General features: G+C 40.6%; 25 protein-coding genes, 3 tRNA genes and 4 pseudogenes. 17 read left to right on the top strand and 15 right to left on the bottom strand.

From position 1 onward, the window contains the following. The 3 pseudogenes from ACY3FQ_RS15525 to ACY3FQ_RS15515 all read right to left on the bottom strand — a co-directional run. Positions 1 to 175, bottom strand: a pseudogene (locus tag ACY3FQ_RS15525) (IS66 family transposase); the annotation flags it as partial. Positions 176 to 249: 74 nt separating this feature from the next. Then, positions 250 to 384: pseudogene (locus ACY3FQ_RS15520) on the bottom strand (transposase family protein); the annotation flags it as partial. 9 nt (positions 385 to 393) lie between these two features. Further along, positions 394 to 738, bottom strand: a pseudogene (locus tag ACY3FQ_RS15515) (IS1 family transposase); the annotation flags it as partial. Positions 739 to 966: 228 nt separating this feature from the next. On the opposite strand from ACY3FQ_RS15515, the gene ACY3FQ_RS15510 reads away from it, so the two are divergent. Continuing rightward, a protein-coding gene (locus tag ACY3FQ_RS15510; RefSeq protein ID WP_107010335.1) for an IS5 family transposase occupies positions 967 to 1789 on the top strand; the annotation gives its coding sequence in 2 pieces (ribosomal slippage) (positions 967 to 1347 and positions 1349 to 1789; 822 coding nt in all). A 30-nt stretch (positions 1790 to 1819) separates the two neighbouring features. Here the strand turns inward: ACY3FQ_RS15510 and ACY3FQ_RS15505 are convergent. From ACY3FQ_RS15505 to ACY3FQ_RS15485, 5 genes are all read right to left on the bottom strand, one after another. Next, entirely contained in the window at positions 1820 to 2566 is a 747-nt protein-coding gene (locus ACY3FQ_RS15505) for an ATP-binding protein (protein ID WP_005401919.1), read from the bottom strand. A gap of 10 nt (positions 2567 to 2576) precedes the next feature. Further along, a complete protein-coding gene (locus ACY3FQ_RS15500) occupies positions 2577 to 3149 on the bottom strand; it encodes a DUF1376 domain-containing protein (protein WP_308469638.1) in 573 nt (190 codons plus the stop codon). 67 nt (positions 3150 to 3216) lie between these two features. After that, positions 3217 to 3465: a hypothetical protein gene (locus tag ACY3FQ_RS15495; protein ID WP_005401917.1), complete on the bottom strand. Its 249-nt coding sequence runs from the start codon at positions 3463 to 3465 to the stop codon at positions 3217 to 3219. Beyond that, entirely contained in the window at positions 3458 to 4639 is a 1182-nt protein-coding gene (locus tag ACY3FQ_RS15490) for an Arm DNA-binding domain-containing protein (RefSeq protein WP_039890980.1), read from the bottom strand. The genes ACY3FQ_RS15495 and ACY3FQ_RS15490 overlap by 8 nt, the downstream gene beginning before the upstream one ends. A gap of 23 nt (positions 4640 to 4662) precedes the next feature. Next, positions 4663 to 4872 (bottom strand): hypothetical protein, encoded by a 210-nt coding sequence (locus ACY3FQ_RS15485; protein ID WP_005401915.1) that lies wholly within the window; start codon positions 4870 to 4872, stop codon positions 4663 to 4665. Positions 4873 to 4985: 113 nt separating this feature from the next. Between ACY3FQ_RS15485 and ACY3FQ_RS15480 the strand changes: the two genes are divergently transcribed. Then, complete coding sequence (locus tag ACY3FQ_RS15480; protein WP_005401914.1) at positions 4986 to 5213, top strand: helix-turn-helix domain-containing protein; 228 nt, start codon at positions 4986 to 4988, stop codon at positions 5211 to 5213. A 472-nt stretch (positions 5214 to 5685) separates the two neighbouring features. Here ACY3FQ_RS15480 and ACY3FQ_RS15475 read toward each other — a convergent pair. The 3 genes from ACY3FQ_RS15475 to ACY3FQ_RS15465 form a co-directional block, all read right to left on the bottom strand. Next, a tRNA-Gly gene (locus ACY3FQ_RS15475) sits at positions 5686 to 5761 on the bottom strand. Between the two features lie 37 nt (positions 5762 to 5798). Further along, positions 5799 to 5874, bottom strand: a tRNA-Gly gene (locus ACY3FQ_RS15470). Between the two features lie 41 nt (positions 5875 to 5915). Beyond that, a tRNA-Gly gene (locus tag ACY3FQ_RS15465) sits at positions 5916 to 5991 on the bottom strand. A 220-nt stretch (positions 5992 to 6211) separates the two neighbouring features. Between ACY3FQ_RS15465 and ACY3FQ_RS15460 the strand changes: the two genes are divergently transcribed. From ACY3FQ_RS15460 to ACY3FQ_RS15440, 5 genes are all read left to right on the top strand, one after another. After that, complete coding sequence (locus ACY3FQ_RS15460) at positions 6212 to 6520, top strand: BolA family protein (protein WP_125274333.1); 309 nt, start codon at positions 6212 to 6214, stop codon at positions 6518 to 6520. Between the two features lie 14 nt (positions 6521 to 6534). Continuing rightward, positions 6535 to 6927, top strand: coding sequence for a SirB2 family protein (locus tag ACY3FQ_RS15455; protein WP_281964212.1), 393 nt, complete (start codon positions 6535 to 6537; stop codon positions 6925 to 6927). An 85-nt stretch (positions 6928 to 7012) separates the two neighbouring features. Then, the gene (locus tag ACY3FQ_RS15450; protein WP_279737754.1) at positions 7013 to 7867 is read left to right on the top strand and encodes a ParA family protein; all 855 of its coding nucleotides are present in this window, start codon (positions 7013 to 7015) and stop codon (positions 7865 to 7867) included. Then, on the top strand, positions 7864 to 8253 hold the full coding sequence (locus ACY3FQ_RS15445) for a hypothetical protein (protein ID WP_279741464.1): 390 nt from the start codon (positions 7864 to 7866) through the stop codon (positions 8251 to 8253). Before ACY3FQ_RS15450 ends, ACY3FQ_RS15445 begins: the two co-directional genes overlap by 4 nt. Positions 8254 to 8467: 214 nt before the next feature. Beyond that, positions 8468 to 9061 carry a LysE family translocator gene (locus tag ACY3FQ_RS15440; RefSeq protein ID WP_062031706.1) on the top strand — a complete coding sequence of 198 codons (594 nt, stop codon included), beginning with the start codon at positions 8468 to 8470 and terminating at the stop codon, positions 9059 to 9061. On the opposite strand, the gene ACY3FQ_RS15435 is transcribed toward ACY3FQ_RS15440, so the two are convergent. Further along, positions 9058 to 9702: a DedA family protein gene (locus tag ACY3FQ_RS15435; protein WP_058952395.1), complete on the bottom strand. Its 645-nt coding sequence runs from the start codon at positions 9700 to 9702 to the stop codon at positions 9058 to 9060. The two genes, ACY3FQ_RS15440 and ACY3FQ_RS15435, sit on opposite strands and share 4 nt — an antisense overlap. Before the next feature lie 194 nt (positions 9703 to 9896). On the opposite strand from ACY3FQ_RS15435, the pseudogene ACY3FQ_RS15430 reads away from it, so the two are divergent. The 8 genes and pseudogenes from ACY3FQ_RS15430 (at position 9897) to ACY3FQ_RS15395 (ending at position 16496) form a co-directional block, all read left to right on the top strand. Then, a pseudogene (locus ACY3FQ_RS15430) lies at positions 9897 to 10311 on the top strand (DoxX family protein). A gap of 91 nt (positions 10312 to 10402) precedes the next feature. Further along, complete coding sequence (locus ACY3FQ_RS15425) at positions 10403 to 10732, top strand: NirD/YgiW/YdeI family stress tolerance protein (RefSeq protein WP_489774436.1); 330 nt, start codon at positions 10403 to 10405, stop codon at positions 10730 to 10732. Between the two features lie 164 nt (positions 10733 to 10896). Next, entirely contained in the window at positions 10897 to 12465 is a 1569-nt protein-coding gene (gene guaA / locus ACY3FQ_RS15420) for a glutamine-hydrolyzing GMP synthase (protein ID WP_436905455.1), read from the top strand. A gap of 258 nt (positions 12466 to 12723) precedes the next feature. Further along, on the top strand, positions 12724 to 13398 hold the full coding sequence (locus ACY3FQ_RS15415) for an HNH endonuclease (protein ID WP_489774314.1): 675 nt from the start codon (positions 12724 to 12726) through the stop codon (positions 13396 to 13398). 261 nt (positions 13399 to 13659) lie between these two features. Then, the gene (locus ACY3FQ_RS15410; RefSeq protein ID WP_489774313.1) at positions 13660 to 14607 is read left to right on the top strand and encodes a pirin family protein; all 948 of its coding nucleotides are present in this window, start codon (positions 13660 to 13662) and stop codon (positions 14605 to 14607) included. Between the two features lie 106 nt (positions 14608 to 14713). Next, positions 14714 to 15112, top strand: a complete 399-nt coding sequence (locus tag ACY3FQ_RS15405; protein WP_489774311.1) for an OsmC family protein — start codon at positions 14714 to 14716, stop codon at positions 15110 to 15112. A gap of 128 nt (positions 15113 to 15240) precedes the next feature. Continuing rightward, entirely contained in the window at positions 15241 to 15882 is a 642-nt protein-coding gene (locus ACY3FQ_RS15400) for a glutathione S-transferase family protein (protein WP_201953187.1), read from the top strand. A 14-nt stretch (positions 15883 to 15896) separates the two neighbouring features. Continuing rightward, on the top strand, positions 15897 to 16496 hold the full coding sequence (locus tag ACY3FQ_RS15395; protein ID WP_489774310.1) for an alpha/beta fold hydrolase: 600 nt from the start codon (positions 15897 to 15899) through the stop codon (positions 16494 to 16496). 30 nt (positions 16497 to 16526) lie between these two features. On the opposite strand, the gene ACY3FQ_RS15390 is transcribed toward ACY3FQ_RS15395, so the two are convergent. Both ACY3FQ_RS15390 and argS read right to left on the bottom strand, forming a co-directional pair. Then, on the bottom strand, positions 16527 to 17129 hold the full coding sequence (locus ACY3FQ_RS15390; protein WP_004684390.1) for an SPOR domain-containing protein: 603 nt from the start codon (positions 17127 to 17129) through the stop codon (positions 16527 to 16529). 219 nt (positions 17130 to 17348) lie between these two features. Next, positions 17349 to 19154: an arginine--tRNA ligase gene (argS, locus tag ACY3FQ_RS15385; protein WP_005401901.1), complete on the bottom strand. Its 1806-nt coding sequence runs from the start codon at positions 19152 to 19154 to the stop codon at positions 17349 to 17351. A 177-nt stretch (positions 19155 to 19331) separates the two neighbouring features. On the opposite strand from argS, the gene ACY3FQ_RS15380 reads away from it, so the two are divergent. Beyond that, on the top strand, positions 19332 to 19616 hold the full coding sequence (locus tag ACY3FQ_RS15380; protein ID WP_489774309.1) for a DUF2798 domain-containing protein: 285 nt from the start codon (positions 19332 to 19334) through the stop codon (positions 19614 to 19616). A gap of 8 nt (positions 19617 to 19624) precedes the next feature. Here the strand turns inward: ACY3FQ_RS15380 and ACY3FQ_RS15375 are convergent, their stop codons facing one another. Continuing rightward, entirely contained in the window at positions 19625 to 20227 is a 603-nt protein-coding gene (locus ACY3FQ_RS15375) for a YfjT/YkfB family phage-associated protein (protein ID WP_039890974.1), read from the bottom strand. Positions 20228 to 20499: 272 nt separating this feature from the next. Between ACY3FQ_RS15375 and ACY3FQ_RS15370 the strand changes: the two genes are divergently transcribed. Continuing rightward, entirely contained in the window at positions 20500 to 22200 is a 1701-nt protein-coding gene (locus ACY3FQ_RS15370; RefSeq protein ID WP_005401899.1) for an NAD-dependent malic enzyme, read from the top strand. The last annotated feature ends 123 nt before the right edge of the window (positions 22201 to 22323 follow it).

The raw sequence follows: 22323 nt of genomic DNA, 5'->3' as shown, positions 1-22323 counted from the left end.
TGGAAAGATGCTGAACTTTGGCATCTAATTGCAGATTGGATACTTCAAGATGCTGAACTTTGGCATCTAATTGCTGGTTTGATTGTGCCAGAGACTGATGTTGCATTGCCAACTGTCTAGTAAATTCCAGCAGTTGTTCATGGGTCAGTTGGCTTAAATCAGGCAGTGTATTCATGACCGCAGTATGCCTGAGGTCATGAGAAGAATGAAATAGAACGTTTGGAGAATAGCAACTTGGACCAAGCTAGTTTAGAGCATTGTGACCACTTGCTGTCGTCCAATGCGCTGCCAAGGCAAACCCTGGATCAGTGCCTGTAACTGTTCTGGGCTGAGGGCTACGCTTTCACCCTGGTGAACTTTAGCCCAGTGAAATTTTCCCTGTTCCAACCGCCGCTTATTCCCTACAAAAGTCCAAAGTTCATCGACTTCAAGACATTCGTAGTGGCTTTGTTTAGGCTGAATCTGATAGATCGATTCACTTAAGGTTCGTAATACCTTGCCAATGCTGATACGCTCGACTTCAGCAATATCTCTTACACCGCTTCCTCTGATCATTAAATGTAATATCTTGCCGGTAATACCTGAGTTACACCCTTGATAGCTTAATGCATGAGCACCAATAAACTGACGTTTGCAATCTTTGCATTGATGGTTTTGTTTCCCATCTACTTTGATGCCATTTCTCTTTATATTGTTACTTAGACAGGTAGGACATTTGATTTGTAGCGTTATTTTCATACCTCTATTTTATCAAAAGCCATATTGTTTTTTTCAGCATACTTTTTGAAACACCACCAAATAAGAACGGGTGTTTAGCTTCAAATAAGAATATCTGTCCATTTAATAAGAATATGCAATTAATGCAATTTTGAAAAATCTAATTATAAAAGCCAATTATTTCAGCGAGATAATTGGCTTAAGTAAAAGATCTCTTGCGAAAGTAAAAACCACCTCAATCTAAGTTTCATGAGATATCAGAACTTAAACCGTTTTTCAGATTCTGAATTTAAACGCTTGGTTGGCGTACCTCGACCAGTTTTTACCGAAATGGTAGAGGTTTTAGAAAAAGCAGAATCACTCAAAAAGAAATCAGGTCGTCCTCATACTTTAGCTATAGAGGATCAGTTGTTATTAACGCTCAATTACTTACGCAACTACAGTACTCAACTGGAATTGGCGGCACACTACCATATCGCTGAAAGTAATGTGAATCGAACCATTAAAAAGGTTGAAGATGCATTGATGAAATCAAGATGTTTTACTCTGCCAAAACGAAGCATTACCACAGCAGACGAACACTTTAACTGGGTCATTATCGATGCGACAGAATGTTCAATAGAACGCCCGAAAAAAAAATCAGAGTAAGTTCTACAGTGGTAAAAAGAAGAAACATACGCTAAAAGCACAAGTGATCTATCATCCGAAGAGCAAACAAATCATAGGGCTAGATATATCGAATGGCAGTCAGCATGACATTAAACTGGCAAGAAAAACGGTTAAGAAATTCAAACATTGTGAATATGTTATGACCGATTTAGGGTACTACGGATTAGAGCAAGATGGCTTTAAATTATTGATGCCAATAAAGAAAAAGAAGAATATACCCTTATTTGATGTTGAGAAAAAGTACAATAAAATGATTGGAAAAATACGAGTTGTGATCGAACACATCAATAGTCAATTGAAGACATTTAGAATATTAAGTGAACGCTATCGAAATAGACGGAAAAGATTCGGTTTACGCATTAACTTAATCGCTGCACTGGTAAACCGGATAAATTTTCAATAATGACTTTCGCAAGAGATCTAAAGAGTCGTATTATTTGGTTATCCGCTGATCATCCCAATAACACGGTACTACAATCAAATTGTTTTCATGTAATCGTGACCATAATCGGATACCTAAATCTCGCTGCATATTTTGGACTGTGAAATTGGAAATCAGAAGGGTAGATTTCATGTTGTCATAACGACTATACAAAACCTTATGTACCATCTCCAGGCGTTTTTCATGCCGGTCATGCAGGCCATATTCATCAATCACTAATAAATCAAAACTGGAGAAATGGTCGATAACTTCTTTCTCAGAGCGTGAAGCATCTGACCAGGTGTCCATCATTTTTTGAGCAATTTCTGCACTGGTATAGTAACGCGCAGATTTTGTACTGTTATGCAGAATGTTGCGAATAATTGATGCACTCAGATGGGTTTTACCTGTACCCGGTGTACCAATCATCAACATATTTGGGTTGTGGTCAGAAATAATCTGCTGTGCAAAGGCCTGACATAGTTTGATGGTATTGTCTTGTGCAGGGCATGCAACTACATAATTCTTGAAGCCCCGATCCAGGTAGCGTTTATTGAGCCCTGAATTTTTAATTTTCTGTTTTAGCAATCGCTGTTGCAGTTCATTCTCATAGGCTGCATGTGATTGATGGACGGTTTCTTTGGCACACAATTTACAGAGCCTGTGACCTGCAATTTCTATCATGGGTATATGATGGGCAGGGCAAAGTGTTTCCGTTGTTTCTGCGCGAAACTGGAGTGTTTTAAGGATGGTATTCATGGCTGATCTCCTAAATCCATTTTGAATTTTCTAAAAAACTCTCATTTTTTTCTTCAAAATTTGAAGATGAAGATGAAGATGAAGATGAAGATGAAGATGAAGATGAAGATGAAGATGAAGATGAAGATGAAGGGCATGATTCAAGTATAACTTGAGTAATACTCGAGCTCTTCTCAGGACCTGCTTGAGCATTTACTTTTTGTTGCTTAGTTGATGCTTGAGCATTACTTGCGGATTTCCCCCAACGTGCTTGAGCTGCATTTTTAGCTTTATCAGATTTCATTTGCTGATTTTGCAATGCCTGGCTTTTTAAACTGGTTAAAAAATTTGAATGAATCTGCTCAGATTCGACTTCAAACAATTCAAGGGCCAACAGCGTATTCAATAAAGTTTTAGCTTTGGTATGTTGCGATAATTTTGTGATGCTACATACAGTCGCTAGGTCATGAGGAATGGCACCATTTTTCCAGAAATCCATCATTAACAGAAGTGTTGCACCGATTTGTTCTACAGTCATTCGTGCGAATTTTGCCTGTAAGTCGCCAATATAAAGTGGCATCCAAATTGAAATATCTTTATGCATGGGTTTACCTTTTTATGGGTATAAGGGGCTAAGGTCATCAATTTGATGACCTTGTATATTTATTAGATCAGGGAGCTAGATTTATTAACCGGATACGGGCTTGTTGAGCTAAATCATCGTAATGGGCTTGTCCATCATCTAGCATTCGCTGTAGCCAAAGTCTCAAAGCCTGATGGTCATCGAAACATTTGTTAACTTTCAGCAAAAAGGCCAGATTGTGCAGTTTGGGAATGTGTAGCTCATAGATTAATTCACGAGCGACCATATCTGCTTCTGGGCTGACGACCACACCACCAAAGAAAGCCTTACTATTCATGTGCAAGCTCCTCTGTATTGAGTTTTTCTAGCATGGCTTCAAAAGCACTGCCATCGCGACGTGTAACATTGGGGATGTAACGGCTATAGACCCGAAACAGCATTTCAGTGGTTGAATGTCCCAGCTGGCGTGCGATCCACTCCGGGTTCTCGCCTGCCGACAGCCAGAGTGTTGCTGCTGTATGGCGTGTTTGATAAGCACGACGGGGCTTTAGCCCTAAAAAGCGTAACAGGGGATGCCAGACACGCTTGCTTACCAAGCGATAATCGAGAGGCCCACCATCACGATTACAGAAGACAAAACTGGATTTACCATTATTTAAGCTTTTCTGTTGTAGAAAGGCCTGATAAACCCGATCACTCATTTGTATGGTACGGTCAGAACCATAAGTTTTGGTTCCACCAAGTTCCCCATTTACTAACGCTTCTCTGATATGGATTTCACGGCGTGGTAAGTCAATGTTCTTCCATTGAAGGCCATCAATTTCACTAGTACGCATGCCCGTAAAAAAGCGGATGGTGTAATAAGGTTTGAAGTCATCACGTACCGTGGTGATAATTTTATGTACATCCTCCAGAGAAAAAGGTGTGACTTCAATCTTACTTTCTTTCAGATTGTTAATATTTTTATAAGGCGACTCAAACTCGTATCGTTCAGCCGCATCATTCAGTATCATACGTAAAGGCGTCATGATTTGATTAATCCTAGATGCTTTCAGACTTGTTTGATTTTTTCCGTGTGTCACTTTGGCGAGAGAGGCGCGGAAGTTCAGCAAGTCTGACTTCTTAATTTTTGTTAAAACAAGATTACCAAAAGCAGGTAACAAGTAATTTTTAATGACAATCGCTACTTTTTGTTGATAAGAACCTCTCCATTCAATTTGTTTCTGTTTAAACCACAAAGCTGTAAAATCTTTGAAAAGTGGCACTTGTGTTTGTACTGCAATTTGTTGACTACGTTTTTCTTTGAAGTCATCAATTTTTTTACTTTTAGGAAAATATTTTTCATATTCAAAAGTACCTAAAGTGATTTCCGCTTCCAGTTGTTCTAGACGCTTCTTTAGTACTCTTCGGTTGTATGCGTTATCTTCAAGGCTCGTTGTTTCTCTGCATCGAATACCCATATAACGGAAGTCAGCAATGAGCCTTCCATTTCGTTCGCGGATGCTAGCCATATTCATAGTTCCTCTATAGTCAATTATTGAAGAGCATCCATGCTTAAACCTGTAAATTTCAGCATTTCCTTTTCGATACGCTCCCAGACAAAGAGAATCTTGCGTCCACCAAAAGGACGAATATAGTGAACACCTTCAATGAAGACGCTATCTTTAAGTTGATTGCGAATAGTACGAGCGTCGTACTGAATTTTTTCAGCCAGCTGTTGGGCTGTAAGATAGGTATATGACATAATAAAAGCCTCTGATTTTTTACTAGTTAAATAGGAAAAATTATCCTTAAAACGTAAATTATCATATTTCTATGTCTTTGCAAGTACTTTTTACTATCTAACTAGGAAATTTTATGATTATTTCAAACTTGGCAGTTTTGTTGGCAGAAAGAAAGCTAAAAGTTGCTGATCTGGTTAGAAGCACTGGAATTAATAAATCTACTTTACATAAACTTTATAATGATGAGTCTGTAAGAATTGATTTTGAGACAATTGATAAGATTTGCACAGCACTAGAGGTAGAGGTTGGAGATTTATTGATTTTTAAAAAAAATATTAATAATCAGTCCAGTGAAGAGTAGTTTGGTCACCGATGGTCACTTTGAAATCTTGATTGGTCACAAAGTAGATATGAAATTTGAACGATCGTTAAAATTTATCTAGATAATTTGAATTGATTTATTTAAAACTTAGATGAATATCTAAAAATGAGCTTTTATAGGTAAAAATTTTGGTCACCGATGGTCACTTTAGAAAAGTGATTGGTCACAAACTTAAGAAATAAGTTCAAATTTGGGGGGGGAAATTCGATTTTTTAGGCCTCTATTTTAAATCTAAACAGTCTAAAATTGTATGTAAGTGAGTAGCGTTTGAGGTCATTTAAGGTGATTTATATACGGTGTGGCACATAATGGTCACATTTTGGGCACTGAATATAGAGCTGGGCAGTAAAATTTATAAGTAGGCTTTAGTAAATAATTCTAATTAGATGAATAAATATCAATTAAATCAACAATAAAAAGCCCCAATCTTTCGATCAGGGCTTTTTAAATCTGGAGCGGGAAACGAGACTCGAACTCGCGACCCCAACCTTGGCAAGGTTGTGCTCTACCAACTGAGCTATTCCCGCGTATTGAGCAGTTTTTATAAAAACTTACACTAAAAAATGGAGCGGGAAACGAGACTCGAACTCGCGACCCCAACCTTGGCAAGGTTGTGCTCTACCAACTGAGCTATTCCCGCGTATTGAGCAGTTTTTGCTAAAACTTACACTGAAAAAAATTTGGAGCGGGAAACGAGACTCGAACTCGCGACCCCAACCTTGGCAAGGTTGTGCTCTACCAACTGAGCTATTCCCGCATAGCGCTGTATGATACAGCAAGCAAGTTCAGGGTCAATAGCTTTATGAAAAAGCTGAGTTTAATTGCATAAAATAAAGCCAGTTTTAGATGATGTCTTGAGATTTTTTTAAATTTTGCTCGTGAAAAGTTGTGCCTCATGCTACTGAAAGGGTTTTACGCATTCAACATCCTGAAGGAACAGGTATACTCTGAACGAATCATTATTTTTGGAGACAGGTATGAGCTTGGAGCAGCAACTGATTGATCGCTTACAACAGCTTTCCCCATCACATTTAGAAGTCGTGAATGAATCTTCTGGTCATGGCGGCTATTTCCCAGGGAAAGAATCACATTTTAAAGTGATCGTGGTGAGTGATATTTTTGCGGGATTACGTTTAGTTCAGCGTCATCAAAAAATTTATGCAGTAGCAGGAGACTTACTCAGTCCTGGTAAAATTCATGCTTTGGCTATACATGCCTTTTTACCCGCAGAATGGCAAGGACAAGACACTTCTAGTCCAAATTGCGCACATGCCCCGAAAAGCTAAGCAGAGATTCAGTTATGGAAACACAATTATTGATTAAGATCGTGCATATGAGTGCGGTCAGCTTGGCATGTGTCGTGATTTTGGCGCGTGCCATTACGCTATTTAAAGGCATCCAAGGCAATCAGCCCAATCCAGCAGGTCGAACAGCTTTTATAGCCATTCAGCACTTAAGTATGCTGGTGATTGTACTGACCGGGATAGCCCTTTTAGTGATGAAAAACTTTGATGTGCAAACATGGTTTTATGCCAAAGTGGTTTTATTTTTAGTGATGTTGTCCTCTTTGTCGAAAGCTTATAAAAAAGAAGACAGCATTTTACTTACACAGCGCCGAGCGGGGTTATTCTTGGCGGTGGTTGCGATGATATCCATTTTAGGTTTAGTCATGATTAAACCAAACTTTGGCTAATTGTTAGACATAATCATCGGCACAGCGATTGTTCTGCGCTACACTGCTATCTATAGCGGAAAAATAACAAGAGGGAGGGGATTTCATGCATACACGTGTGGTATTTAATCAAAAAGGTGGTGTCGGTAAGTCCAGTATTGCAGTGAATTTGGCAGCAATTAGTGCATATCAAGGCTTAAAAACCTTACTGATTGATCTCGATCCGCAAGCGAATTCGAGTCAGTATGTATTGGGCGATGACGCAACGTACTCGGCAGACAAACCAGCTTTAGAACCCAATATTGAAAACTATTTTGAAGAAGTGCTTGGAACGACTCAAAATAAAAGTTTATTGGGCAGTGCTATTGGTTCGATCCTCAAAGGACGAGCTAAAGGCTTAGAAAGTTATGTGCACCAATCCCCTTTTAAAAATTTGGATGTGATTCCAGCCAGCCCAAGCCTCGGGGCATTGGCATATGCTTTAGAGTCAAAACATAAAATTTATAAACTACGTGATGCGTTACAACAACTTGCTGGAAAATATGATCGTGTCTATATCGATACACCGCCAGCTTTTAACTTCTTTACTTTGTCGGCACTGATTGCAGCCAATAAAGTCCTGATTCCGTTTGATTGTGATGTCTTTTCTAAACGTGCCCTGCAAACTTTGATCGAAAATGTACTCGAAACTCAAGACGATCATAATGATCATTTGGAAATTGAAGGCATTGTGGTGAATCAGTTCCAAGCGCAGGCCAAACTTCCGCGTGAAGTGGTGCAACAGCTGAAGGATGAAGGTCTTCCTGTATTAGAAAGTATGTTGCCTCCATCAGTGCTGATGAAAGAATCGCATCACAAAAATTTACCCTTGATTCATTTGGAACACGATCATAAATTGACGCAGGCCTATCAATCATTGTTCAATGAAATTGAGAATAATAAATTGCGAGATTCAGCATGAAAAACATCACAGTTGCTTTTTTAGTGGGCAGTACGCTGTTATTGAGCGCCTGCGCCACAACGGTTAAACCGACTTATGTCTCTTCTACACAGTATCAAGCTTTGAACTGCCACCAGTTACAAGCAGAATATAATCGGATTCAGCAACATTTAGATGAAGGTGTACCTACTGCGAAACGCACGGGTGTTGGCGTAGGTCTAGGTCTGGGTGGTGGATGGAGTCATGGTGGCGGTTGGGGCTTTGGTCCAAGCGTTTCAGTGAATATGGGACAATCATCGAATACCAAAAAAACTGAAATTTCACGACTTTTGGGTCAGCAAGAGGCAATTGTACAAGCTGCAAAATTTAAAGGTTGTGCGATTACCGTGCAAAATAAGACGAATTAATGTCGCATTTATTCATCCTGCTGAAGGGTTTAATCTTTCAGCAGTCATTAAAATCTTAGCAAAATGTTTCGAAAATAATTTCCATAAAACAATGAGTTATCGTTTTAACACGCACTTTTTTACCTCATGGGTTCTGTGTTTTTTCCGCTTTGACTTGAGGAAGCCACTCTTTTTCGGCTAAATTGCGCATCTTTAATGCTGTTGTTGGATGTCTATGATTGAGAGTTGGCTGTTTGTATTGGCAATGATTGCTGTCTTGATGATTCCGGGACCGACCAATGCTTTACTCGCAAGCTCTGCACATCAGCAAGGTCTGGCGAAGACCAGCTTACTTGTACCCGCAGAACTGTTTGGGTATTTCTATGCCATCAATTTATGGGCACTCCTGATTCACCTCAGTACACCGACTTGGCCTTATCTGATTGATCTTTTACATGCACTCAGTGCAGTTTATGTATTTTGGTTAGCTTTTCATTTGTGGAAAAGCTCGCACTTAGAAAAACATAATCAACGTTTTACCTCGATTCGACCTAAACAATTATTTTTTTCTACTTTGAAAAATCCGAAAGCGGTCTTATTTGCTGCAGGTATTTTTCCCTATGAAGCTTGGGATAATCCGACCAATTTCTTTTTGGTGTTTGCGGTGTTTAGTCTGGTATTATTGCCAACGGCACTGTTCTGGATGTCTTTTGGCCGTGCCATTTTATCGGGTGAGTCCAAACAAATAAAAGCCGATCTCTTATATAAAGGATCGGCCATGTTGTTGTTGGTGTGTATGTTCCCCGTGATTCTACGTTTTTTTGCTTAAGCTTCAGTGGTTGATTTTTTCTTTAATTTGGCACGAATAAAACCAATGATTCCCGGCAAGATGCTAATAATAATAATGCCGAAAATCAGATGCGTGAAATTGTCTTTGACCACAGGCACATTACCAAAAATATAGCCTAAAGTAATGAATGAACCAATCCAGCAGAATGCGCCAATTAGGTTATAAGATAGGAAAAATTTGTAATCCATTTTTCCTGCACCTGCTACAAAAGGTGCAAAAGTCCGCGCAAAAGGAATAAAACGCGCAAAAATAATAGTTTTACCACCATGCTTTTCAAAGAATTTTTGTGTATTAATCAGATGTTGTTTATTGATGAAACGGGATTCGATTTCAAAAACGCGCGGTCCAATATAACGACCAATGTGATAATTCAGCGTATCGCCCAGTACGGCCGCGATAAAAAGTAAAACACCAAGAGTCCACGGATTCATTGCACCTGTGGATGCTGCTAAGGCACCTGCGGCAAACAATAAGCTGTCGCCGGGTAGGAACGGCATGACCACCAAACCTGTTTCCACAAAGATGATGAGAAACAAAATTGCATAAATCCAAACCCCATAGTTGGTGATAAACTCAAGCAGATGGTCATCGACATGTAATATAAAATCAATCAGTTCCATGGGGCACAAATAAGCAAAAGAGTGCGGAAATCCTAGCAGTCTCGTTATCAGAAGTCAGTATTAAAACGTAAATAAATTTAGCTATCAGTGTTCTTATCTTAAAACGATGTGTGATGAAAATTGATATTTATTCTAAAAATAGCGAACATTAAGATAGCTACAACTTCAAATAAAACCTATTTAAAGGTGTAAAAATATTTAATCGAAATGTTGTGGCCAAAAATATTGTCAATCAACCCAATACAGATGTAGTTTTAGCTTTAATTCCCCGTGTACTGATGGCTTATATTTTCCTTGTTGCAATCTAGGGAAAAATTTCAGCTTATAGCGTAACTTTAGGGTATATGGAGTCTATGGGGGCTTGGAGCGCTATTACCTTTAACCATTTTAGTTGAGTTTGGTGGTGGCTTAGCGCTGTTATTTGGTTTTCAAGCCCGCTTTGCTGCGTTTGGCTTAGACCTATTTAGTGTTATTACCGCGTTTATTTTTCACGATGGCGCACAAGCCAGCATTAATTTTATGGAAAATTTTGCCATGGCAGGTGGTCTATTTTTTCTAATGCTGCATGGTGCAGGAAAAATGAGTCTAGATCATCTGATTGAAAAATAATTCAAAATAAAAAAGTACGGTGTGGACGTTCTGTTTTTTTGATCAAGATCAATAAAACATGAGGAAAATAAGATGAAAAAATCTTTTTAAAATAGGGTTATGTATTACAAGTTTAAGTCTTGCCGCTGGCGCATGGGCCAAAGATGATCATATCATTTTACAAGAAGTTGCAAAGAACCATGTCTCTGTGTCAGGCATTGCAAAGCTCAAAGATGAAACTGCGGTCACCTTAAAAGGCACGCTGCTGAAACATCTCAATGAAGACCACTACGAGTTCAGCGATGGTACAGGGGGTATTTTGTTGGATATTGATGACGATTTATGGAAAGCATCTAATATTAAAGCAGGTGATAAAGTGCAGGTTGTGGGAGAGGTGAATACACATCGTTATAAACCGACCGATATTGAAGTCGTTAAATAGAAAAAGTTTTGAAATAAATATCAGGCACGCGAAAGCGTGCTTTTTGATATAAAAACCATTGGGTTTTAAGCGTTGTATAAAGCTTGTCCGAATTATGTGCGTTATGCGCGGAAAAATGCTAGAATACGGCGCTTATATTCGTTTGCCTTTCATAGTTGTTTGTCATGACTACCAATACTCAAATTACTGAAGATCGTATCCTTATTTTGGATTTCGGTTCTCAATATAGCCAGCTTATTGCACGCCGCGTACGTGAAGCTGGCGTATATTCTGAAATGTATGCCTATGACATGTCTGAAGAAGACATTCGTGCATTTAATCCAAACGGTATCATCTTATCAGGTGGTCCTGAGAGCGTACACGAAGAAGGCAGCCCACGTGCGCCAGAAGTTGTGTTCAACTTAGGTGTACCAGTTTTGGGTATTTGCTATGGCTTACAAACCATGTCTGCACAGCTTGGCGGTAAAGTTGAGCCGGGTACTGTACATGAGTTCGGTTATGCCGAAGTAAACATCCAAGTTCGTGACAAGTTGATTGGTGATCTTGAAGACACCAAAGACCAACTTAAAGTCTGGATGAGTCATGGTGACAAAGTGACAGTGATTCCTGAAGGTTTCCAAATCACTGCAAGCACACCAAGCTGTCCAGTTGCGATGGTTTCTGATGAAACGCGTCGTTTTTATGGTATTCAGTTCCACCCAGAAGTAACGCACACTGCAAAAGGTGCAGAGTTATTATCTAACTTTGTACACAGCATTTGTGGCTGTCGTAGCCTGTGGAACTCTGAAAACATCATTGACTTACGTGTTGAACAATTACGTCAGCAAATTGGCGATCAAAAAGTTCTTTTAGGTCTGTCGGGTGGTGTTGATTCATCAGTGGTTGCTGCGCTTTTACACCGTGCGATTGGCGATCAATTGACTTGTGTATTCGTTGATAATGGTCTGCTTCGTTTGAACGAAGGCGAGCAAGTGATGGACATGTTTGCGAAAAACATGGGTATCCGTGTAATTCGTGCCGATGCGGAAGAGCGTTTCTTGACTGCACTTGCTGGTGAAGTTGATCCTGAGAAAAAACGTAAAATCATTGGTCGTGAGTTCATCGAAGTTTTTGCTGAAGAAGCGCGTAAGCTTGATGGCGTAAACTTCCTTGCTCAAGGTACGATTTACCCAGACGTGATTGAATCTGCTGCAACTAAAAATGGTAAAGCGCATGTGATTAAATCACACCATAATGTGGGCGGTTTACCAGATGACTTGGCTTTTGAATTGGTTGAGCCAATCCGTGATTTGTTTAAAGATGAAGTGCGTCGTTTAGGTACAACTTTAGGTTTACCGTTTGAAATGCTATATCGTCATCCATTCCCAGGTCCAGGTTTGGGCGTGCGTATTTTGGGTGAAGTGAAGAAAGAATATGCAGACATTTTACGTCTTGCAGATGACATCTTCATGCAAGAGCTTCGTGCAAGTGGTTGGTATGATAAAACTGCGCAAGCATTTGCTGTATTCCAACCGGTGAAATCTGTTGGTGTCGTCGGTGATGGTCGTCGTTATGCATGGGTGATTGCACTTCGTGCTGTTGAAACTGTTGACTTTATGACAGCGCGTTTCGCACATCTTCCTTATGATCTTGTCGATAAAATCTCAACGCGTATCATGAATGAAATCAAAGATGTTTCTCGTGTTGTGTATGATGTGTCGTCTAAGCCACCAGCAACGATTGAATGGGAGTAATTTAGGGCTTTCAAGAAGCGAAGCTTCTTGCCTAAATTACGCCAAGAGCTGTGCTCGCGGCAGGAAGGGCTTTCAAGAAGCGAAGCTTCTTGCCTAAATTACGCTAAGAGCTGTGCTCGCGGCAGGAAGGGCTTTCAAGAAGCAATGCTTCATGCCAGTTTTACGCCAAAGGCTACGCCTGTGGCAGTAAACGAGAAATTACTCTCTGAAAAGGACGCTTAGGCGTCCTTTTTTATATAACGAGGTAGGGAGAGAGGGATGAATTTTTATCATTGGTTAATACAGAATAAGAATCTTTCAAAGGCTACAGCTTTAAAATATGATTTAGTTATAAAAAATAGAATTAATGAGTGGTTACCTAGTTATGAGTTACCTCAAAACAGCATTGAGTTTGAAGCATTAAAGCAGACAATTTTTACTTTAGATATCTATCAAGATAGAAACCGAGTGGGGAATAATATGTATTCTTCTGCATTGAAGCATTATGGTGACTTTTTAAAAGAAATTGATGTTAATGATGCTTCAATATTTACGGAAAAACAAATATTTACAACAGATGCTGAGCGTTTAGTTAAAGTCAGAATGATTCAAAATAAGTTCAGGAAAAAGCTTTTTGATTTTTATCCGTATTGTGCAGTCACAGGCTTTAATCATAGTAAATTTTTAATTGCATCCCATATTAAGCCTTGGGCAAAGTGTGATGGAAATGAAAAAGTAGATGTTTATAATGGATTCTTATTGTCCCCAAATTTTGACCGTCTATTTGATCAAGGATTTATTACTTTTCTTGACACGGGAATAGTTCAGATTTCGAAAAAGCTGAATGAGATTGATAAAGAGTTCTTTTCTATTCCAACACATTTAAAATTGCACTTGGATGTAAAACACCTTCCTTATCTACACTATCATCAGAATGAAATTTATATGGGATAGGCATGAAAATTGAGAAATCTGTATATTTCATTTATCAAAAGGGCTTACACAATAATATTTTTCGTATTTTCAGTTGGTCGTAATCTTTAAAAAAATAAAGATTTAACAACATTTTTACATCCACTCATTGCCTTGTAGTTAGGTTTTGAAAACACAAGATATTGTCCCAAGTTTAAGAATCAGCATTCTATTTTTAGGGATGTGCAGTTGGGAATCTGCTTGTTATGATCTAGGACATATGGATCTGTAATGAGTAAGCACATGACGAATAATAACTATACTGAACTTTCACATTCGGATGACTGTGAAAAATACGTAAATCAATTCATTCAAGAGTTTCCACTGAGAAGTGCTGAAATAGGCCAAGGGACGGTCATCAAACGCGCGCTGCCAAGTCGCCATAAAAGAATGATTGGTGCATGGTGTTTCTTAGATCACGCGGGCCCTGTAACCTTCCCTCAAGGGGACGGTTTAGATGTTGGCCCACATCCACATATCGGTTTGCAAACCTTTACATGGATGATTGAAGGCACAATGATGCATACCGACAGCTTGGGCAGCAAACAGTTGATTCGTCCAAAACAGGTCAACCTCATGACCGCAGGACATGGGATTTCCCATACGGAAGTCGCACCAGATACAGAAACCAAAATGCATGCGGCACAATTTTGGATAGCATTGCCCGATGCACAAATTGCTGTTGAACCCCGTTTCGATCACTATCCAGAACTGCCAGTGGTGGAAAAAGATGGGGTAGCATTTACCATTTTGGTCGGAGAGTTCTTAAATACCACCTCACCTGTGAGTGTCTATACTGAGCTATTAGGGGTGGACTTAAGTGCAACAGAAAGCACCAAGACTCGTTTAACACTCAATCCAAACTTTGAATATGGCTATATGGCTTTAGAAGGAACGGCTACGGTCAATGGGCACGAACTGAATGAAGATAATATGGTGGTGCTCGAGCAGGGTGTAAGCGCGATTGAAATTGAAATTCATGCGGGTAGTCGCTTGTTACTGTTAGGTGGTGAGCCGTTTGAAAGTCCAATTCTACTGTGGTGGAATTTTGTTGGTCGTACTCAAGAAGAATTGAAAATTGCACGTGATCAGTGGATTGCACAAGATGAACGTTTTGGTTCGATTCCTGACTATGAAGGTCCGCGCTTAGAAGCTCCAGCATTTCCAGACCAAATGCGCGCTTCAAAATAAAGGGAATACTGCGACACGTCGTTCAACAACAGAATAGGTGGACAGTTTCAATACTTGAAACCTAACCTATTCAAAATAATATCAATGAAAAATAGGATAATAAAAAATGGCAATCATTGCGAATGCGGAAGTCAAAACATGCGTCGAAGCATGGTCTGGTAAAGTAAGCAGTGGGCGACATCAATTCATTACCGATAAACCAGCGTCTTTTGGCGGTCAGGACAAAGGCCCTGCACCTTATGACTTTATTTGTACAGGTTTGATTTCCTGCACCATGATTACCCTACGTATGTATGCGCAGCACAAAGGTATTGAATTGGGGACTTTTAGTGTCGAAGCAGATTTTAATGCCAATAAAGAAGGTCGAGAATGGATCAGCCGTCGTTTGTCGTTTGAGCAAACATTGACAGAAGAAGCACGCCAAAAAATCTTAGACATCTGTCAAAAAACACCAGTCACTAAAATTTTATTACGTTCCGTCGAGATTGAAACCTCAATTGTTTAACTCGCTTGACGGTTTTTTATAGGCGGTAAAGGATTTTGTGCGACTGGATATTCATGTGTATCGAGAGGTGCAAAATCCAAATTTTAGAGTAAAGTGGGTGCTAGATTTCAATTAAAAAAGGTAAAACAATGATCACCCTGCACCATTTGGAACATTCACGGTCTTTACGCATTTTATGGGCTTTGGAAGAGTTAGGGCTGGAGTATGAAGTGAAGTTTTATAAACGCCTACCGACCTATGCTGCACCACCTGAGTTAAAAAACATTCATCCCTTAGGCAAAGCCCCTGTTTTGACCGATGGTGATTTGGTCATAGCAGAATCTGCGGTGATTTTAGAATACTTGCAAGCCACCTACGATACAGAACACAAGTTTAAACCGAAAAATTCAAAGGACTTAATGCAATACAACTACTGGATGCATTATGCCGAAGGCTCGTTGATGCCATATTTGGTTATGACCTTGGTGATGAGTAATGTACCCAAGCATGTTCCATTTCTAATTAAACCGCTTGCCAATAAAATTTGTGATGGGGTGAAAGGCGGCTTTATTAATCCACGCTTGAAAGAGCACAGTGCATATTTGGAAAATTATTTGTCTCAACATGAATATTTTGCAGGTGATTTTTCCTTTGCCGATATTCAAATGAGCTTTCCTGTAGTGGCAATGCAAGAGCGGGTAAAAGCCCATAATCCTCAAATGGTTGCTTATGCACAGCGTATTCAGCAGCGCCCAGCCTTTAAAAAAGCCAAGGAGCTCAGTGGGTTCTAGTGGGTGGTGATGATTTGAACCTGATTTTTTTGCCCGGTGCATCGGGCAATACGGCATTTTGGCAACCTGTTATCCAACGCCTAAAGGACGATTCAACCATGGTCGTCGCTTATCCGAGCTTTGGTGGCTATCCTGATGAAATGAAAGTGCAGAGTTTTGAGGACTTACAAGATTATGTATTGAATCAAATTCAACAGCCTTCTGTGGTCGTTGCACAATCGATGGGTGGTATTTTTGCAGTACAAGCTGCTTTACAAAAGCCTGAACAGGTGCAGGCCTTGGTGCTCGTGGCAACCTCAGGCGGCATTGATTTAAGTCCTTTTCAGGTGGCGGACTGGAGAGAGGATTATCAACAGAGCTTTACGGTTCCTGATTGGTTTGTTCAGCATCAGTCTGATTTGACAGACAGTCTGGAGCGTATCCAGTGTCCAGTTCTGCTGATTTGGGGCGATGCAGATCCAATTAGTCCTGTTGCAGTGGGGCGGTCTTTACACCGTCAAATACCACATGCTGAATTGCACATCGTGTCACAGGGTCAACATGATTTGGCTTATGTGCATGCTGAGCATGTTGTGCAATTGATTCAAAATTTTCTCGCCAAACTCAGAGTATAAAAAAGGATGCCGAGGCATCCTTTTTTTGTTTTAGCGTTTGACCACAATTGAGTCAATGCCACTATGTTGTAGGGTTTGTTGCGCAATCACTGCGGCTTCTTGCGAGTCGTATGGCCCTGAAATCACGCGATACCATGTTTGGCCGCCTTCAACGGTTTTGACTACATCGGCAGAGAGACCATTTAAGATAATTTCTGCACGACGTGCATCGGCACTGTCTGGGTCAGGGTAACTGCGGACTTGTAATATAAAGCTTGGCGCTTGCGGTGTCGGTGCTGCTTCGGTTAAACCCGGTTCAGCAGGAGTACTTTCTTCGGCAGCAGGTGCTTCAACAATCACCACGGTGCTTGGATTATCTTTGGTTTCAGGAATGGCTTGATCAGGAATTGGCGTCACTTGCTGCTGTGGCAGTAAGTCGTAGAAACGGTAGTCTTTATTGGTTTCTTCTTGGTAATGTTCCGAAGTGATTTGACCTTTCGGCTTCACTGGTGCCCAAGGCTTCCACAGTAATAGTGCTACAGCAAAACAGAGCACGATTAAAATGACCACAAGTGTACCGAGCCAAGCTGGAATCAGTGGCTTTTTGGGTTTGTTCGGTCTTTCAGATACACCGCGCTGCGTTTTTCCAAACACGTGGAAACCTCTTTTCTTCTAATCAATATGAGGGACTGGCCCATTCTTTTCTTTATTTTAGTACTTGGCCTCAAGGGATTAAAAGAGGCATCATCGTAAAATAAAGAATCGCTTTGCAAAATTCAAGTTTCACAAAGCGAGCAATACATCAGGATTGATATGGCTACTTTAAGCATAGCTTTCGGTCTTGCAGCCATGTGCGAAGCTTTGCTTCACTTATTACATGGCTTCAGGTGCAGACACACCTAGTAACTCTAAACCATTACGCAAAACTTGTTGTACGTTTATTGAAAGTAATAAACGGGCTTGCGAAAGGGCAATATTCTGTTCGTCGATAATTCTTGTATTATCCAAGTTATACCAACCATGGAATAACGCTGCGAGTTCTTTCAAATAGTTACCCACTTGGTGTGGTTCATAGCTATTTGCAGCACGAAGCACAATTTCAGGATAGGCCGCAAGTTTGGCAAGAATTTCAGTTTCAGCGTCAAGAACTAATAAGGTCGCATCGTAATCAGCTACTTTGCTACGATCAAAACTAATGCCTTTTTCAGGTGCTTTCACATCGACCATACGATTGACACGTGCATGCGCATATTGAATGTAGTACACCGCATTGTCTTTGCTTTGTGAAACTGCAAGGTCTAAGTCAAAGTCAATGTGTTGCTCAGACTTACGCATCACGTAGTAGAAACGCGCAGCGTCGTTGCCCACTTCTTTACGCAGGTCGCGTAAAGTCACGAACTGACCAGAACGAGATGACATTTGTACCATCTCACCACCACGCCATAGGCTGACGAACTGAACTAAAAGCACAGTCAGTTTTTTCGAATCATAACCTAAGGCATCAATCGCGGCTTTGACCCGTGAAATATAGCCATGGTGGTCTGAGCCCCAGATATCAATGATATCGGTATAGCCACGTTGTAATTTGTTCAGGTGATAAGCAATGTCAGAAGCAAAGTAAGTGGTTTGTCCATTACGACGCTTCACAACACGGTCTTTTTCATCGCCAAATTCAGTCGATTTGAACCAAATGTTGCCGTCTTTTTCGTATAAGAAACCACGTTGTTCTAAAGTTTCTAAAGCTTCATCAATTTTGTCTGTCAATGAGGCTTCGCTGAACCATTGGTTAAAGGTTACGCCAAACTCGCCCAAGTCATCTTTGATGTCATCTAAGATCGCATTCAGCGCTGCTTGGTGGAATACGCGGTAAGCTTCACCGATTAAGCTTTGTGAATTATGGATTAAACCATCAATATGCTTTTCTTTGTCGCCTGAAAGGACAACTTTATTGCCTTCAGCATCGAGTTCTTCTGCATATTGCACATCTTCAGGGACATCTTTATAGACGTCTGCCACAGGGCGGACGTAGGCATAGCCATCAGCATCAATAATACTTTGAGCGATTTCTTTAACATAATCGCCTTGATAGGCATTTTTAGGGAAAACCAGTGCTTGGCCTGTTAATTCGAGGTAGCGCAAATAGGTAGATGTTGCAAGGATGTCCATTTGACGGCCTGCATCATTCACATAATATTCACGGTCTACCGTTGCACCTGTTGCCTCAAGCAAGGTTGCAACCGTCATCCCATATGCTGCGCCACGACCATGACCAACGTGCAAGCTAGACGTTGGGTTGGCAGAAACGAATTCTACTTGGATTTTCTTCGCAGCATTGGCTTGAGTGCGACCAAACTGATTGCCTTGCGCTTGAATTTGATCAAGTACAGCAAAGCGTTGGTCAGCATTTAAAAAGAAGTTAATAAAGCCAGGGCCTGCGATTTCTGCTTTGCTGATGTCCGCCACTTCAGGCAGTGCAGCAAGAATTTTTTCGGCTAAATCACGTGGCTTCATACCCGCAGCTTTAGAGGCAATCATCGCGATATTGGACGCGAAGTCACCATGGCTTCGGTCTTTGGTACGCGTCAAAGTACTGCTGTTGTTCCAGTCTGCTGGAAGGACGCCTTCAGCTTGAAGGTTTTGTACTGCGTGCTCGAGAGCTGCTTGGATTGCCGTGTTCATATTCAGTCGAAAATTTAATGTCGCAGAAAAACGCTAAATATAGCAAATTTCCGCGTCTTTAGGTGAATCCATTTTTATAGAATAAAAAATGTTCAAAAACTGCTAACGATTGCGCTGCTATAAACATGAAAAGCGCAGTATGATGAAAACCAAAACGCATACTTTTAAGGATAAAACGTGTCTGAACAGCGGCCCATGATCATTGGGAATATTCCCAAGTTACCAGCAAAATATGCCATGTTTATTTTGCCATTTTTTATCTCATTTTTTATGAGTGGTATTATCTCGATGATCAATCTTTGGCGCAATTTGGGCTGGGTGGACAATTTCCTACAGGTTTGGCTGTCCGCATGGATGATGTCTCGGGTGGTGGCCTATCCTGTAGTGCTCATTGTGCTACCGATTGTGCGCCGTTTGACCGGTGTGTTTGTTGATATGTCACATTTGAACCCACCCAAATAACCTCCATTTTAGCTATTTTCACGGCATGAGACAGGTTTGCTTAGGAGTTCCGCATTTTGGTTTTGAAAACGATACAGTTTGCTTGCATGAAAGAGCTTAATGACTTTGGCACTGGCAAGCTGTTGTTGAAAACGACTCAGGCTTTGGCGTTGAAATGGATCAAAGGGATTGCCATAGTTTTTGTTGTCGAGTAAAAACTGAATCTGTCCTGCTTCTTTATCATAGCCGTATAAGATACGTTTGCCTTGAGCATCTTGAAGCTCAAACGTAGGGGGATGACTGCTGATTTTACAATTCAGACGTAGTGAGAGCACAAAGCCTTCGGTCGATTTGTTTTGTAGCTGATAAATCCCTTGTTTTTCATTTTCCAAATAGACCCATTGGTTCAAGGGTAAATTTGCACTGAGTTGCTTATATTGCTCGATGGTGGCTTTACTGATATCGACAATGCCTTTGGGATCGATTTCAGGCAGTTTTTCGTTATGACCAAATAGTCCTGTAATTTTATTGCTCACAGTAGTTTGCGCCGTAGAAATGGATTGGCATGCTGTCATTTGTGTGAGGCAAAGACACGTAAGACTCAACAACAACATCAGTTTTTTGATGATCATTTTTAATATAAAGAAGAAATAAAAGCGCTAGCTTAGCTTGAGCTTTATTCAAGTTCAAATTTTATCCATGCGCTATTTGATTGAAAGACTGCCGTAAACGTCATTTTTACGTTGAGTCGGTTTGATTTTTATTTTCAGACTAAATCGCTTTGATAATTGCATCACGTTTATAAATATCAAAAGACGCGCAAATGGCGCTAAGCTAGTAGCCGAATTAGATGCATAGATTCTCCCCATAGGTTCATCTCAATCTATGTACAACGAGATAGGTAATGACGACAGAATATTTAAAGACAAAACAACCCTTATACATCCCTTATGCGGGCAATACCTTGCTTGAGTTGCCGCTGTTAAATAAAGGATCGGCATTTACGGAAGAAGAGCGCACTCGCTTCAACTTGCATGGTTTAATTCCGCATGTTGAAGAAAGCATTGAAGAACAAAGTCAGCGTTCTTATCAACAATATTGTGCTTTTAATGATGCGATCAATAAGCACATTTACTTGCGTAATATTCAAGACACCAACGAAACTTTGTTCTATCACCTCATTGAAAACCATTTAAGTGAGATGATGCCAATTATCTATACTCCAACGGTGGGTGAGGCCTGTCAGCGTTTCTCGGATATTTATCGTCGCCATCGTGGTACATTTATTTCCTATCCAGACCGTGCGCATATTGATGACATCTTGCATAACATCAACAAGAAAAATGTCAAAGTTATTGTGATTACCGACGGCGAGCGTATTTTAGGCTTGGGCGACCAAGGTATTGGCGGGATGGGTATTCCGATTGGAAAATTGTCGCTCTATACCGCGTGTGGGGGTATTAGCCCAGCTTACACCTTACCAATTACCCTCGATGTTGGGACCAATAATCAGCAGTTACTGAATGACCCGATTTATATGGGTTGGAATCAACCGCGCATCAGTGGTGATGAGTACTATGCTTTTGTTGATGAAGTGATTGCTGCGATCAAGCGTCGTTGGCCGAAAGCCTTAATTCAATTTGAAGATTTTGCGCAAAATAATGCCATGCCTTTATTGAATAAGTACCGTGATGAAATCTGTTGTTTTAATGATGATATTCAAGGTACCGCAGCCGTTTCTGTGGGCAGTTTGATTGCTGCATCACGTGCGGCAGGTAAACAGCTCAAAGATCAAACTGTTGCCTTCTTAGGTGCGGGTTCAGCAGGCTGTGGGATTGCTGAGCAAATTGTTGCGCAGATGAAAGTTGAAGGTTTAACTGATGCCGAAGCGCGTGCACGCGTGTATATGGTTGATCGTTTTGGTTTAATCACTGAAAATCAGCCGAATCTACTCGATTTCCAACGTAAATTGGCGCAAAAGCCAGACGTGATAGCGGAATGGGGCAATGCTGAAGAGGTGATTTCACTGCTCGATGTCGTGAAAAATGCCAAACCTACTGTGTTGATTGGAGTATCGGGTCAGCCGGGCTTATTCACTGAAGAAGTGATTCGTACTTTGGCTTCGAATTGTGATCGTCCGATTGTGCTGCCACTGTCTAATCCAACATCGCGTGTCGAAGCGGTGCCAGCGGATATTATTCACTGGACGGACGGCAAGGCTTTGATTGCGACAGGCAGTCCTTTTGCTCCAGTCAACTATCAAGGCAAAATTTATAATATTTCGCAGTGCAATAACTCATATATCTTCCCAGGCATTGGGCTGGGCGTGATTGCGGCCAATGCAAGCCGTGTGACAGACTCTATGCTAATTGCATCGAGTAATGCTTTGGCAGATTGCTCACCGATGCTCGTGAACCCTACAGCAGATTTATTGCCTGAGATTGATGAAATTCAGAAAGTCTCTAAACTGATAGCCTTTAAAGTGGCCAAAGCAGCAATGGATGCAGGTGTAGCCCCGATTATTAGTGATGAGCAATTGCAACACGCGATTGAGAAGAACTTCTGGAAGCCAGAGTATCGTCACTATAAACGTGTCGCCTTCTAAAGCTTAAAATGAGACGAACAAAAAGGAGCATGCTGCTCCTTTTTGTTTTTTTGAGAGCTGCATCTTCATTAACATTATTTTACTAGATTAAAAAAAAGACATTTTGTACACTCCGCGCACAAG

This window comes from Acinetobacter sp. AB03 (assembly GCF_058107045.1).
Note: the sequence above shows the minus strand (reverse complement) of the source record. Positions and strands in the feature narration are given on the sequence as shown.

Bases quoted from the DNA above. Each gene is read 5' to 3' on its own strand.
- ACY3FQ_RS15505 (WP_005401919.1), bottom strand. From the start codon at position 2,566: ATGAATACCATCCTTAAAACACTCCAGTTTCGCGCAGAAACAACGGAA.
- ACY3FQ_RS15500 (WP_308469638.1), bottom strand. From the start codon at position 3,149: ATGCATAAAGATATTTCAATTTGGATGCCACTTTATATTGGCGACTTA.
- ACY3FQ_RS15495 (WP_005401917.1), bottom strand. From the start codon at position 3,465: ATGAATAGTAAGGCTTTCTTTGGTGGTGTGGTCGTCAGCCCAGAAGCA.
- ACY3FQ_RS15490 (WP_039890980.1), bottom strand. From the start codon at position 4,639: ATGGCTAGCATCCGCGAACGAAATGGAAGGCTCATTGCTGACTTCCGT.
- ACY3FQ_RS15485 (WP_005401915.1), bottom strand. From the start codon at position 4,872: ATGTCATATACCTATCTTACAGCCCAACAGCTGGCTGAAAAAATTCAG.
- ACY3FQ_RS15480 (WP_005401914.1), top strand. From the start codon at position 4,986: ATGATTATTTCAAACTTGGCAGTTTTGTTGGCAGAAAGAAAGCTAAAA.
- ACY3FQ_RS15460 (WP_125274333.1), top strand. From the start codon at position 6,212: ATGAGCTTGGAGCAGCAACTGATTGATCGCTTACAACAGCTTTCCCCA.
- ACY3FQ_RS15455 (WP_281964212.1), top strand. From the start codon at position 6,535: ATGGAAACACAATTATTGATTAAGATCGTGCATATGAGTGCGGTCAGC.
- ACY3FQ_RS15450 (WP_279737754.1), top strand. From the start codon at position 7,013: ATGCATACACGTGTGGTATTTAATCAAAAAGGTGGTGTCGGTAAGTCC.
- ACY3FQ_RS15445 (WP_279741464.1), top strand. From the start codon at position 7,864: ATGAAAAACATCACAGTTGCTTTTTTAGTGGGCAGTACGCTGTTATTG.
- ACY3FQ_RS15440 (WP_062031706.1), top strand. From the start codon at position 8,468: ATGATTGAGAGTTGGCTGTTTGTATTGGCAATGATTGCTGTCTTGATG.
- ACY3FQ_RS15435 (WP_058952395.1), bottom strand. From the start codon at position 9,702: ATGGAACTGATTGATTTTATATTACATGTCGATGACCATCTGCTTGAG.
- guaA (WP_436905455.1), top strand. From the start codon at position 10,897: ATGACTACCAATACTCAAATTACTGAAGATCGTATCCTTATTTTGGAT.
- ACY3FQ_RS15415 (WP_489774314.1), top strand. From the start codon at position 12,724: ATGAATTTTTATCATTGGTTAATACAGAATAAGAATCTTTCAAAGGCT.
- ACY3FQ_RS15410 (WP_489774313.1), top strand. From the start codon at position 13,660: ATGACGAATAATAACTATACTGAACTTTCACATTCGGATGACTGTGAA.
- ACY3FQ_RS15405 (WP_489774311.1), top strand. From the start codon at position 14,714: ATGGCAATCATTGCGAATGCGGAAGTCAAAACATGCGTCGAAGCATGG.
- ACY3FQ_RS15400 (WP_201953187.1), top strand. From the start codon at position 15,241: ATGATCACCCTGCACCATTTGGAACATTCACGGTCTTTACGCATTTTA.
- argS (WP_005401901.1), bottom strand. From the start codon at position 19,154: ATGAACACGGCAATCCAAGCAGCTCTCGAGCACGCAGTACAAAACCTT.
- ACY3FQ_RS15375 (WP_039890974.1), bottom strand. From the start codon at position 20,227: ATGATCATCAAAAAACTGATGTTGTTGTTGAGTCTTACGTGTCTTTGC.
- ACY3FQ_RS15370 (WP_005401899.1), top strand. From the start codon at position 20,500: ATGACGACAGAATATTTAAAGACAAAACAACCCTTATACATCCCTTAT.